Annotated in this window: 10 protein-coding genes; all 10 read left to right on the top strand. The window is 57.5% G+C overall.

What is annotated here, in order from left to right; all coding sequences use genetic code 11:
* Positions 1 to 356 precede the first annotated feature (356 nt).
* The 10 genes from Q3A88_RS04940 (at position 357) to Q3A88_RS04895 (ending at position 12,776) form a co-directional block, all read left to right on the top strand.
* Entirely contained in the window at positions 357 to 2,369 is a 2,013-nt protein-coding gene (locus Q3A88_RS04940; RefSeq protein WP_317177520.1) for a DNA topoisomerase III, read from the top strand.
* A gap of 523 nt (positions 2,370 to 2,892) precedes the next feature.
* On the top strand, positions 2,893 to 4,323 hold the full coding sequence (locus Q3A88_RS04935; RefSeq protein ID WP_317177519.1) for a DNA cytosine methyltransferase: 1,431 nt from the start codon (positions 2,893 to 2,895) through the stop codon (positions 4,321 to 4,323).
* A gap of 233 nt (positions 4,324 to 4,556) precedes the next feature.
* Entirely contained in the window at positions 4,557 to 5,354 is a 798-nt protein-coding gene (locus tag Q3A88_RS04930) for a GTPase (protein ID WP_317177518.1), read from the top strand.
* 147 nt (positions 5,355 to 5,501) lie between these two features.
* Positions 5,502 to 5,867 carry a DUF3085 domain-containing protein gene (locus Q3A88_RS04925; RefSeq protein WP_005966940.1) on the top strand — a complete coding sequence of 122 codons (366 nt, stop codon included), beginning with the start codon at positions 5,502 to 5,504 and terminating at the stop codon, positions 5,865 to 5,867.
* Between the two features lie 473 nt (positions 5,868 to 6,340).
* On the top strand, positions 6,341 to 7,261 hold the full coding sequence (locus Q3A88_RS04920) for a DUF3577 domain-containing protein (protein WP_317177517.1): 921 nt from the start codon (positions 6,341 to 6,343) through the stop codon (positions 7,259 to 7,261).
* Between the two features lie 82 nt (positions 7,262 to 7,343).
* On the top strand, positions 7,344 to 8,018 hold the full coding sequence (locus tag Q3A88_RS04915) for a DUF3275 family protein (protein WP_249651841.1): 675 nt from the start codon (positions 7,344 to 7,346) through the stop codon (positions 8,016 to 8,018).
* 90 nt (positions 8,019 to 8,108) lie between these two features.
* The gene (locus Q3A88_RS04910) at positions 8,109 to 8,450 is read left to right on the top strand and encodes a hypothetical protein (protein ID WP_317177516.1); all 342 of its coding nucleotides are present in this window, start codon (positions 8,109 to 8,111) and stop codon (positions 8,448 to 8,450) included.
* Positions 8,451 to 8,533: 83 nt separating this feature from the next.
* Entirely contained in the window at positions 8,534 to 9,181 is a 648-nt protein-coding gene (locus Q3A88_RS04905) for a hypothetical protein (RefSeq protein ID WP_317177515.1), read from the top strand.
* Positions 9,182 to 9,251: 70 nt separating this feature from the next.
* Positions 9,252 to 10,361: a DUF6094 domain-containing protein gene (locus Q3A88_RS04900; RefSeq protein WP_317177514.1), complete on the top strand. Its 1,110-nt coding sequence runs from the start codon at positions 9,252 to 9,254 to the stop codon at positions 10,359 to 10,361.
* A gap of 135 nt (positions 10,362 to 10,496) precedes the next feature.
* Entirely contained in the window at positions 10,497 to 12,776 is a 2,280-nt protein-coding gene (locus Q3A88_RS04895; protein ID WP_317177513.1) for a DEAD/DEAH box helicase family protein, read from the top strand.
* The last annotated feature ends 250 nt before the right edge of the window (positions 12,777 to 13,026 follow it).

The raw sequence follows: 13,026 nt of genomic DNA, 5'->3' as shown, positions 1-13,026 counted from the left end.
TTTGGCGAACAGCAGACACAGACTTTTTTCAGCCAGCTTAGTTCCCGAAGCTGACGTTTACTAAAAAGCAACAGAACTGCACGACACAGGGTACATGGCGCTTACATGGCGGCAATAAAGCATGCTTACAGTTCCTGCAGAGACAGGATTAGCATCTCATTCATTTCATGCACAGCCTCTTTGCACCAGCGATAGTGGGTCCATTTAAGGTTGATACCTTTGACCAGACTCACCGAATGCTTCGGCATATCAGATTAGAAAATCAAATACGGTAGTTCGCAATCCATATTCTTTATAAGTTTATATTCTTGATACAGGAATACTCGACAGCATGATTCACGTGCCGAGAGAATTCCATGAAGCTATTTCTGTGCGAGAAGCCCTCCCAGGGCAAAGATATCGGACGTGTACTGGGTGCTACCCAACGAGGCAAGGGTTGCTTCACCGGTTCAGGTATCACCATAACCTGGTGCATCGGTCATCTCGTTGAAGCAGCACCGCCCGATGCCTATGGCGAGCAGTACAAACGCTGGTCTATCGAGCAATTGCCTATTATCCCCGAGCGCTGGCGCGTCGACGTCAAATCCAAGACCGCCTCGCAGTTCAACGTCGTCAAAGACCTTCTGAGCAAGGCCACCGAGCTGGTCATCGCAACGGATGCTGACCGGGAAGGCGAGTTGATTGCACGTGAGATCATCGAACTGTGCGGTTATCGCGGTCCCATCCAGCGGCTCTGGTTATCGGCGCTAAACGATGCGTCGATACGCAAAGCACTGGCAACGCTCAGGCCATCAAGCGAAACCCTGCCGATGTACTTCTCGGCCTTGGCCCGTTCCCGCGCAGACTGGCTGATTGGCATGAATCTCAGTCGCCTGTTCACCGTTATGGGGCGGCATGCCGGTTACGACGGCGTCCTCTCCGTGGGACGGGTACAAACCCCAACGCTGAAACTGGTTGTCGATCGCGACCGCGAGATCGCATGCTTTGTCTCTGTACCGTTCTGGGCAGTCGAGACTACACTATCGAGCGAAGGTCAATCTTTCACTGCAGCCTGGCTTGCACCAGATACAACAACAGACGATGCCGGCCGCTGCCTGCAGGAACCCATAGCCCGGCAGGCGGTGGAGCGCATGCGTTCGGCGGGTAGCGCACAGATCACGTCCGTCGAAACTGAACGCATGCGTGAAGGCCCGCCGTTACCCTTTGATCTGGGCACGCTGCAGGAAATCTGTTCAAAACAGTTGGGTCTGGACGTGCAGGAAACCCTGGAAATCGCTCAGGCACTGTACGAAACTCACAAAGCGACAACGTACCCGCGCTCAGACTCCGGCTATCTGCCCGACAGCATGTTCGCCGAGGTGCCCACCGTACTCGACAGTCTTCTCAAGACCGATCCTGGCCTGCGACCGCTCGTTGACCAGCTAGACCGCAACCAGCGCTCACGTGCCTGGAACGACAGCAAAGTCACGGCGCACCACGGCATCATTCCCACGCTCGAACCCACCAACCTTAAGGCAATGAGTGACAAGGAACGGGCAGTCTATATGCTGATCCGTGCCCACTATCTGGCGCAGTTTCTGCCGCAACATGAGTTTGACCGCACCACTGCACGCTTATCCTGTGCGGGTGAAACGCTACAGGCTGTCGGCAAGCAGGTCGTCGTCATCGGGTGGCGGCAGGTGCTCACTGAGCCCAGGCCAGACGATGATGGCGAGACCACTCCGCGCAGCCAGGTTCTGCCAGCGCTGCATGAAGGTTTGTCTTGCCAGATCACTGGAATCGACTGCAAAGCGCTCAAGACATCGCCGCCACGTCCTTATACCCAGGGCGAACTGGTCAAAGAGATGAAGGGCGTTGCTAAATTGGTTGCCGATCCACGCCTGAAGCAAAAGCTGAAGGACACCACGGGTATCGGCACTGAGGCGACTCGCGCCAATATCATCAAAGGATTGCTTGACCGTGGCTACCTGCAGAAGAAAGGCCGTTCGGTACGTGCCTCCGATGCGGCCTTCACACTCATCGACGCCGTTCCCGGTGCCATTGCCGATCCCGGCATGACCGCCATCTGGGAACAGGCGCTGGACATGATCGAAGCCGGTCAGCTCACTCTTGATGTCTTCATCGACAAGCAGTCAGCCTGGATCACGCAGTTGGTACAGCAGTATCGAGGAGCATCGCTGTCTATCAAGGTGCCACAGGGACCTGCATGCCCAGAATGCGGCACCGCTATGCATCAGCGTACTGGCAAAAGCGGGCCATTCTGGTCTTGCCCTCGCTATCCTGACTGCAAAGGCTCTCAGCCTATCGACAACGGCAAACACAAACGTGCTATGCCGCGCAAACGTAACAGCAGCACACGGGCATCCTGAACCGCCCTGAACCCAAAAGCCATGCCACATCTTCAGTGATGGCATGGCTCCACCCCGCGCCCATGCGGGAATCCCCGCGCACCAAGCCTTCTACTAAACAGTGCGCACTTCGCTATGCTCCGGCAGCGAGGCAGAGGGCAACTCGTCCACGGATCGCACCAGACGCTTTCCCTCTTCTCCAGTACTTCCGCCTTCCTTGAAGGGTTTCCTGATGCCTTGTTTGAGAGGCCAGACATCAGGAAACCCTTCGGGGATGACGGTATTCGTTGCCGCGCCCAACGGCGAAAAACTGGGCTCCCTTTGTGTGTGGATACATGCCAGAGGATTCCGGCCACAACCACGATAACGGCCGGGTGCGATTGCTGCGACAGTGAATGGTTTTGACGACGACCACATCCTGAAACAGCCCACAGGTGGTTTATTCCTACCAAGTCGGAGGCCAGCAGGTCCCCGACACTTTTTCTCCTGATTTACGACACACACGGTTGGGCCTGTGGCCCTGAACCAAAAAACAGGAGACCCCATGAACATGCAACCTACACCCCATGTACTGCAATTCGGCAGCGTCTGCAGTGGCATCGAGGCAGTCAGCCTCGCCTGGGAACCACTGGGTATGAAAGCCGCCTGGTTTTCGGAAATCGACCCTTTCCCGTGTGCCGTGCTCGCACACCGCTACCCCCATGTGCCCAACCTCGGCGACATGACGCACATCGCCAACCAAGTACACGCTGGCGAGGTCATCGCCCCAGATATTCTGGTTGGCGGGACACCTTGCCAGGCGTTCAGCATTGCCGGCGCACGACGGGGACTGAGCGACCCTCGCGGTGCCTTAACCCTCAGCTACGTGGAGCTTGCCAATGTCATCGACCAAATCCGTCTCAAAAATCATCAGTCCCCCACCACGATCGTCTGGGAAAACGTCCCTGGCGTGCTCAGTGACCGCTCCAACGCCTTTGGCTGCCTGCTGGGCGCACTGGCCGGAGAAAGCCATGCGCTCAACCCGCCAGGGGAAAAATGGGCGCACGCAGGTCACGTGTCTGGACCCCGCCGTCGCCTCGCGTGGCGGGTGCTCGACGCCCAACACTTCGGTGTCGCCCAGCGCCGCAAGCGTGTGTTTCTTGTGGCAAGTGGTCGAGACGACCTCGATCCCTGCGAAGTACTTTTTGAGCACGACAGCGTGCGCGGGCATTCTTATGCGAGCAGCTCGCCGTGGCAAGAAGCTGCCCGCGCTGCTGGAGCAGGCCCTGCGACAGCAAGCGACTATGTCGGACTGAGCCCCTATGACAAGGTGGTCACAACATTCAGTTTCGCTGGCGGTACAGGGCCAGTCAACGTGGCGGCCTGCCTGATGGCAGCCGGTTCCAAACATGACATCTGCACCGAGAACTTCCTGGTGCAGTCGATGGCAGGCTCCCTCAGCCATACACTGAACCCGGCAACGCATGGCAAAGACTACAGGGAAGATGGTGCCAACAAAGGTATCCCGATGATGGCCTTTACCGCTCAGGACTATGGCGCGGATGCCGTAAAAGACGTCACCCCGACATTGCGGACCAGGGCCTGGCCTGCCATCGCCTTTGCACAGAACGGGCGTGGCGAACTGCGCCTGGAATCGGGTCACGGCCAGATCGCTGGCACGCTGCTCGCCAGCGGCGGAAAGCCCGGTCAGGGCATGCCAACCGTGTTCGGCGTCACCCCGCCTGACGCGCACTTCCATTACACGCCTCTTGAGCATGATGGAAAAAACTGGCAGCAATGGAAGGTCAGGCGGCTCATGCCCGTCGAATGCGAACGCTTGCAGGGCATGCCGGATGGCTGGACGCTGGTGCCGTATCGCGGCGGCAAACCTGCTGCTGATACCCCCCGCTACAAAGCGATCGGCAACTCCATGGCCGTACCATGCGTGGCCTGGCTGGGTCAGCGTCTGCTCCAAGCATTGCAGACACCCAAGTGACATCACGCTAACCAATACGGGCACGTCCTGATGCGTGTTGTTCCACACGCACGCACCGTTGCCACGTCATGCTGAATACATGTTCGCCGGCGTAGCTGGCAACATCCCAGGCAGTCAAGGCCATCAAGACTGCGACACGCCGACGGTGTGTTGGCTTTCGTTATTTTCTCATTCCACCCATAGGGGCTCTCCTCCCTTGTGGCTGGGGAGCTCCTTTTTTTGGAGACTTTCCCATGGATCATCAAACCATTCGCAATCAGATGCAGTCATTGGTGCGTGACCACGTTCCTTCCAATGCCCGCAGTTTCAGGTTCAAAATTTTTGACGGCCAGCCCAAGGTGTCGACACTGGGCTTTCACATTGATCCCAAGCCTTTTGAAGGAAAGATCATCGCCAGGACGGAGGATGCCATTGTCGTCAAGACGGGTCGAATCGAGTTCGCCGTGCTTGACCGGACGCTCGTGACCGAAGATCCAGACGAAGGAGCCAAGGTGCAGGTCGAACCCTACGCACGGCATCGCTTCGACGGTCTTCGCGCAGACACCCCCGAAGAGCGTACCGAATACACCGCTGATGGCAAGCCCTACAAGCTCCAGACGTATGTCCTCGGCTCCGCCCCCGCCAAGCTTCCGATCCCGCAACCCCGCTGCCCGGAGTTACAGGAACTGATCAGGCAACTGGAGGAGCTGCCGGCACCGGATGGTTTTCGTCGGATTACGCACCTGCTGGTTGATGCGGGGGCGCGGGATTTCACCTGGGTTGATCCACTGCCCAAGGACATCATCGCTACACCACCGGCTATCAGCTTCAACACAAGCACGGCGAAATTCAATGGCCGCGTCACTGTGCAATACGAACGCGCCGACGACCTCTATGCCGTAGTGCTGAGCCACGATGGAGAGTTGGTTGAACAGGTTGACGGTGTGTTCTTCGATACCCTCGGAGACGTACTGTTCAGGCTGATCGACGATGACAGTTGGCGTCGCATACGTGTGCGCACCATTCAAAAGCCGCTGCGACGCAAGTCATGACGCGACAGACAACCCGTCTATACGGTGGTTATCTGACCAGCATCGTTTACTTATCGCACCTCGACTGGGATACGCACCAATCCCCCGCCCCAGACAACACTTCTTCACTGTGTTGCCCGGCATACCATCCTCTCAGGAGTAACGTGTATGACTTTACGCTTCAAAGGAGCCGAATTGCGGCCCGTCATCGCCGAGGCTGTTGCCAATCAGTGCCGCATCATCCTGGTCAAGGATCAGGGTGTTTACTGGCTCGCCGAGCATGGTGAACGCCATCCCGATGGGCGTCAAAAGCTGATCGCCTACGCAATTGGCTGCAACCCTGACGTTGCGCCCTTCGACGACTGGTGGGAGCGTTCACGCGCTGAGTTCGGTGGCGATGATTTTGGTGAGTTTTTCGAACCTGGCGACAGGGTGTTTACCGGCATCCTGGATGGTGCTGGTGATCTCGAAGTGTCCGCTACCGCAACACAGATTTTCCTGCAAGTTGTCGCGACAAGCCCCGATAGCAACTGACCTCCGTCTCCCATAGCCCCTTTATGGGGCTTCTTCCTCTCCAGTCCACTATGTACCATCCTGCCAGCTATCACCCAAAGATTTCCCTATTCCTCACATTTTCAGGAGCAACGCCCGCCAGTATCAGCGGTTTCGATAACGACTACCTTGGCTCACATCAGTAGCCCCATACAAGACTCCAGGAATGGGGAGTCCCCCAGTCCGCATTTCTTGTCGCCTCGCCATTGAGGCACAAGCAGTCTGTCGGCATGTTTTGCTGACGTTGTCAGCGACATGCCACGCAACCACGGTCTCCAAGGTTGCGGTGCGGCAAAAACCGCATGACCGAGCCAGTTCGCACAGCATCCTCGCGCGGACGACCACCGGCTTCTACCGGTAGTGGATGCATTCGCCTTATCAACCCATCGCGGGGTGACACACCCTCGCCATCGGGCCTGGTGTGTCTCCGCTTCATTTTCAATGGAGATTTCACCATGACTCATTCTACTTCAGGCGAAAAGGCCTATTTCGATCTGCACACCGAAGGTTACGGTCGTCTGCAACGCGTACGGGAAGTTCCCGTGCGGGGTGGCCGACGTGCTCAACCCTTCCTGGCCTGCACCATCGCAGCGCTGGTCGGCTCGGCCCAAGAACCGACCACCCGCTATTTTGATGTCAAAGTCACAGGTGCCGAGGCTAAAAAACTGGTCGAACACTATGTCGGCATTGATGATCCAAAGCAGCGTCCGATGATCAAGTTCCGGCTGGGGGATCTGTGGAGTGATGCATTCATTCGCCCCAGCGGTGAGCGCAAGGGTGAACCGGCAGCCAGTCTCAAGGGACGACTCCTGAAAGCTGAACTGATCGACCCTGCCGCACTGCAAATAATCGAACAGTACGAGCTGGTCACTCGGGGCATTGGCTACCTCAATCGGCCCAAAGACGTCACACCGAAGAAGGGTGATCCGTTCCTCGCATGCACCATTGGTGCGCTGGCCGGGCCTGTCGAAGAACCGGAATACCGGTACATCAACACCATCGTGACCACACCGGAGGCTCAACATCTGGTGCGCCGTTGCGTGCAGGCCGTCGAGGCTGAGCGCAAGGTACTGGTGGCCTTTCGTCTCAATGACATGAAAGCTGATCCGTACCTTCGCACGAAGGGCGAGCATGCCGGCGAGCCGGCTGCGAGTCTGGAGTCCAAACTGATCCATATTGGCCTGATCAAGATCGATGGCCAATTGGTCTATCCCACTGCCAATCAGGCTCCCTCTTCCGAGCATGCTACAGCGGTATCCACTGCGTCAGAAAGTTCTGATAACAGCGTGGATATGCAGTCTACGACGCCCAGTATAACCGAACCTGAAGCGCAATCCTCGGTAGAAGAAGAGCCCGCTCTCGTCACGTCACGCTAAGCCGATCGGCAAGACCTCACATTGGGGTCTTGTCTCTTTTCCCAAGGTTATCGGTAGTACAACGCATCCCAGGAGATTATCCATGGCTACAGCAGCCGTTCAATCCGCTCCCCCCATCATCGTTCGCGGCCAACTCGCAATCCGCACAATATCCGGTCGTAACGGTCGGTTCACCGTCGGTCGTCTCACCACTCACCTTGGGCTGTTCCATGTCAAAGATCCCGAATTGGAGCAGTATCCCGAAGGAAAGTATGAGGGTGAATTTGCGATTCGATATATTTATCCGAAAGCCTATCCTGTCGGCGACGGCATGCGATTCGAGATCCGGGCCAACCTGGATGGCATGACCTTGTCTGGTATCGACAAACTCAGCAAAGCAGAGGCTCGCGCCTTCGCCACGCAGGATGTCGATCCGCTTGATGAGGAATCGGGTACTCAACCCGTACCCACGCCAACCGCAACGTCCAAATCCAAGGCCAGGCCTGCCCCTGTACAAGCCACCCAGGACCCACTGGTCGACACCACGCCATTCAGCGTCGATGCACCCTCCGCGACTGTAGCGGCCTCGGACAATCCCGATAGCGATGATGCGGCATTGTTCGGCATCCTCTGGCCGCTGGGTGAATCGGTGAAGCTGGACGCAACCATTGACCGCCGCACGTTGCGCCTGCAAGTCGCGCGGTTGAGCCAGTTGAGCTATGCGTTCGACGCCACGGCCCAGCAGTGGAACCGCCAGTCTGAATCCCTGACGACCTGATTCATCCAGCCACCGCTGCGCGCTTTTCCCACCCGCCGGGGTCTTCCCCGCAGGGGAGGTTCCCGGTCTTTTCATTTCAGGAGCCTTACCATGAGTCGGCACTATTTCACTACCTCTCACCAGGGTCTTCCCACCACCCTCTACCTCGGCTGGGATCGTCCGATGCAGTACTTCTTTCTCGTCATTGAGAAACCGGAAGAACCGGTCGAGGAAGACACGTGTGACGAACACGACATCTATCTGTACAGCAACCTGCAAGAGCGTGATCCATTTGGCAATGGCCTGGATTACTACCGTGCCGTGTTGCTGCATTTTCAGATCACCGTGCCCGAGAGCATGTTCAGCGAAGTTCTGCGTGATGCCGAAAACAATGTCGGCAACCGTGTAGTCATTCATCAGGCTGACGGTTCGTTCGCCGAACGTGAAAGCTGAACGGCTCACGCGCTTTCATCCCCTTGGGGCAACACGGCCCCAAGGGCGGTGTTGCCCCTCAATTTTTTATTGAGGACACCACCATGCCCGAATCTTCATTACAGCAACCGTTGTTCCGCATCGACGAATGTACTGACCTGATGGTCGATGCCTGCGTCTGCCGCGAGAATGGCGATCTGGTCTTTGTCTCAATCTGGGCGCGGGATACTGCTATCCAGCAATTTATCGCCCGACTCACACTGGGCCGCGATGACGATGGACTGAACCAGTTTCACCTCATCACAGAGCACGGCGGCTCCGTACCTGTGTTCATCCCTTCGGTCGAGCGCCTTGAAAAGCGTCTGACCCGCAACTATCGCCGCACGCTGTTTGGATCGCTCACCAATCTGTGGCTGTTCGACCAGCGTTGCATCTGCCCTGACAAGAGCACAGCCAGCGCACTGGCGCTACTGCCGCGCTCTGCTGCTGAACCGACCGTTCGCTTGTGGCAACTCGTCAAAGATACATGTCCGCTGCCATTGCTCGACCACTGGCAAACGCCCGTGCTGGAGTTACTGCGCAGCCGCGACATGCTCCATGAGCTACCGATCGCTCTCGGGCCGCTGCAGGGCTTTCGCCTTGGACTGGACGTGCCAGCACTCACCGATGCGCTGGGCGAGCTTATTCGTAACGGCGTTCTCACGGCCTACCCCTATCCGTCACAGATCTGGACACCGCACGCGGTGGTCTGATCATTTCACGGCAGGCGCACCTTACCAGGCACCTGCACGTTCTTTCATCATCGCCAGACAGGAGATCCCTATGGCACTCATGTTTCCCCGGCTCGCCAGAAATTTTGCCAAAAATGGCTATTACCCTACCGATGAGTCCACGCTCGAACGGACACTCGCCGCACTGGCTCCCAGCGATGAGCCCATGTGCATTATGGACCCTTGTGCAGGCGAAGGCGTTGTGATTGCCGAAGCCGCCCATGCCCTCGGGCTTGATCACACCCGTTCGTACGCTGTCGAGTACGATCAGGAGCGCGCCAGCCATGCACGGTTGTTGGTCGATCACTGCATCCATGCCGACCTGATGGATACCCTCATCTCGCGTCAGGCATTCGGTTTGCTTTGGCTCAATCCACCGTACGGCGACTTATCCAGAGATGCCAACGGCAACATCGGCTACGACGGTAAGGGCCGGCCCCGACTGGAAAAGCTGTTCTACCAGCGGACACTGCCCTTGCTGCAGTACCACGGTATTCTCGTTTTCATCATTCCGTTCTATGTGCTCGACCAGGAAATGGTGGGCTGGCTCACACGCCACTTCGCCGACCTGCGTGTCTTCCGTGCGGTAGATACACAGTTCAAACAAGTGGTGCTATTTGGTCGTCGTGCTCGCCAGCGCGATCTGGCGAGTGAAGACGTGAAGTCCACCCGCGCCCGGTTGTTGCAAATCGGGCAGGGAGAACAGGACGCAGAGGAATTGCCGCCCGAGTGGACGTCGCTTCCCTATATCGTGCCAGGCACCCAGGCCGAACCCGAGCATTTTTATCGCATCAGCATGGAGCCGATGCAGTTCGCCGAAGAAGTACAGCGTCTGCGAGGTTTGTGGCCAGCGTTCGAGACTCACCTCGGTGCCGCGCAGCAGTCGCTGCGCGCGCCTGCTCGTGCTTTATCTGAATGGCACCTGGCATTGGCCCTGGCAGCGGGTGCGATCTCCGGCGTCGTGCAGTCCCAAAGCGGCCGCACACTTGCGGTCAAGGGTGACACCTACAAGCAGAAGGCGACAAGCACCGAGTATTGCGAACGCGATGACGGTTCAATCGCCGAAACGCGCATTCTCACCGATAAGTTCGTGCCCGTCATCAGAGCATGGGACCTGTCTCCCAACTCAGCCACGCTGGGACGGATTCTCACCATCCATTAATCCCCGCAAGGGGAAGCAGTACCACCTACACACTGCTGGCCACTGAACCCGAGTTCAACACCAGCTCATTTCTCTTACCCATCAGGGCATACATCGCCCCTGGGCGGTGCATGCCCCATTTTTTGGAGCATCACCATGAGCATACAAATCGAAGCGGCCCCTGCCGTCACGCAATCACCCGAAACCGGTGATCTGTTCGGCCCTGCGAACGACGAACTCTCCATCAGCATGCAGGATTTCGTCAGCGAGTTCGGGGATGAATTGCTCGACTCTCTCAACCGGGCCAATCCACCGGTCTACAACGGTGTGCCACGTGCAAACCGACAACGCATTCTTGCCAGTCTCAAGCGACAGTTATTCCCCGCCCAGGCTGAGGTCGTGCATGCAGCGGCCGAGTTGCTCGTCAATCAGGGCGAGCGCGCGGCCATCGTCAATGGTGAGATGGGGACAGGAAAAACCACTGTCGGCATCGCGCTGGCGGCGGTACTCAATGCGGAAGGCTATCGCCGCACACTCGTGCTCAGCCCACCGCACCTGGTCTACAAATGGCGACGGGAGATTCTCGAAACCGTCACGGGAGCCAAAGTCTGGGTGCTCAACGGCCCGGACACGCTGCTCAAACTGATCAAGCTGCGCGAGCAACTGAACGTGCCAGCCGATGGACAGGAATTTTTCATCATTGGCCGTGTGCGCATGCGAATGAGCTTCCACTGGAAGCCTGCATTCGTTCGCAAACGCACCCGTCACGGCACCGTTGGGCTTTGCCCACACTGCGGCACCATGGTTAACACCCTTGATGGTGAGCCCGTCAGCGCACTGGAACTCGACGCAGAGGAAGTGCGTCGCAAGTGTGGCGTTTGCAAAAGTGCCCTCTGGACACTGATGCGACCACGCAGTTTGTCAGGCAGCGATCAATCCGCAGCAGTACTGCGGGCGCTGAAACGCATTCCGACCATTGGTGAAGCCACAGCCGCCAAACTGATGAAGACCTTTGGCGATTCATTCCTGGCCTCGATGCTTGGGGACAACTTCCACCAGTTCATCAACCTGATGGACAATCGAGGGGAGTTGGTCTTTTCAGACCGGCAGGCTCAGCGCATGGAACGCGCCATGTCGAGTATGGAGTTCGGCTTCGGTGAGGGCGGCTATCAACCCAGCGAATTTGTGAAGCGGTATCTGCCGCAAAGCACATTCGATTTGCTCATCGCCGACGAAGCCCACGAGTACAAGACAGGCGGTTCCGCACAGGGTCAGGCCATGGGCGTTATTGCGGCCAAAACCCGCAAAACGTTGCTGCTCACCGGCACGCTGATGGGAGGCTACGCTTCCGATCTCTTCTATCTGCTGTTCCGAGCACTGCCCGGACGTATGATCGAAGACGGCTACCGACCCAGTACCAGTGGCAGCATGAACGCTGCGGCAATGGCATTCATGCGGGATCATGGCGTCCTCAAGGACATCTATTCCGAGAGCGACGGCCCGGCCCACAAGACCGCAAAAGGCTCGAAGGTCACCGTCAGAACCGTCAAAGCGCCAGGGTTCGGCCCCAAGGGCGTGCTGCGCTGCGTTCTGCCCTTCACGATTTTCCTCAAACTCCGAGACATTGGTGGCGTACTGCCCCCGTATGACGAAGAGTTCAGGGAAGTCGCGATGGACGCCGAGCAAAGCGATACCTACAGCAAGCTCGCTGCCAGCCTGACGGCTCAGCTTAAGGAAGCCCTGCGAAAGCGGGACACCACCTTGCTGGGCGTGGTGCTCAATGTGCTGTTGGCCTGGTCTGACTGCTGCTTTCGTACCGAAACCGTTCGCCATCCGCGTACGCGAGAGGTACTGGCATTTACCCCTGCCCAGTTCAACGAGCTGCAGGTAATGCCCAAGGAGCGGGAACTGATCGACATCTGCAAGCAGGAGAAGGCAGAGGGGCGCAAGATCCTGGCCTATTCTGTCTACACAGGCACGCGAGATACCACCAGCAGGCTGAAAATACTGTTGGAGCAAGAAGGTTTTCGGGTTGCGGTATTGCGCGCAAGCGTCGATGCCAGTCGCCGTGAAGACTGGATTGCAGAACAGCTCGACCGTGGCATCGATGTCCTCGTCACCAACCCGGAGCTTGTCAAAACAGGGCTGGATCTTCTGGAGTTCCCCACGATTGTGTTCATGCAATCAGGGTACAACGTGTACACACTGCAGCAGGCCGCACGACGCTCCTGGCGTATCGGTCAGAAGCAGCCGGTGAAGGTGATCTACCTGGGGTATGCGGCCACGTCGCAGATGACGTGCCTGGCCCTGATGGCGAAGAAGATTCTGGTCTCTCAGAGCACGTCAGGAGACGTTCCTGAGTCAGGACTGGATGTGCTTAATCAAGATGGCGACTCTATTGAAGTCGCCCTGGCCCGGCAACTTGTCGCGGCCTGATATTCCTGTTTGCCGGCGTTCCGCAAGGATGCCGGCTTTTTCACATGACACGTTGCGCTGCGGTGGTGAAAACTGCCCAGAGACAGCGAGCTTGTTCGTCATAGCAGCCCAATCCTTCGCGTACCATCTAAAACAAAGAAAGTACAACATCAGATACAAGGGAAGATGCTCCGCTTTGCAACTCATTGCGGATGTTCGAATGTGTAGGGTGGGGAGCTTTTATGCACGATATAGCGACTCTCACCCGAAG

The organism is Pectobacterium sp. HCp5_1, assembly GCF_032905925.1.
GTDB classification, from domain to species: Bacteria; Pseudomonadota; Gammaproteobacteria; order Enterobacterales; family Enterobacteriaceae; genus Pectobacterium; species Pectobacterium brasiliense_A.
This window is presented reverse-complemented; position numbering and strand designations above follow the sequence as displayed.